At 46.8% G+C, this 301-nt stretch carries 2 tRNA genes; both read right to left on the reverse strand.

The annotated features are described in order from the left end of the window. Positions 1 to 23 precede the first annotated feature (23 nt). Positions 24 to 100 (reverse strand) — tRNA-Asp (locus CHH91_RS18295). Positions 101 to 189: 89 nt separating this feature from the next. Continuing rightward, positions 190 to 264: transfer RNA gene (locus tag CHH91_RS18300), tRNA-Met, on the reverse strand. Positions 265 to 301 lie beyond the last annotated feature (37 nt).

Below are 301 nucleotides of genomic sequence, written 5' to 3' on the forward strand. Positions count from 1 at the left end.
AGCCATATGTATTAAGTTAAAAGTGGCGGTCCGGACGGGACTCGAACCCGCGACCTCCTGCGTGACAGGCAGGCATTCTAACCAACTGAACTACCGGACCACTTTATAATGTAATTTTAGTTGCACCCTTCGGGTACTCCCATTTTTCACTATACAAGAAGAAAACTCGACGTAGTAAGTGAAATATTATGGTTGCGGGGGCAGGATTTGAACCTGCGACCTTCGGGTTATGAGCCCGACGAGCTACCCCTGCTCCACCCCGCGATAATAAAAAGGTATTTTCCTATGAAACTGATAAAGA

The organism is Virgibacillus sp. 7505, from assembly GCF_002272135.1.
GTDB lineage: Bacteria > Bacillota > Bacilli > Bacillales > Amphibacillaceae > Terribacillus.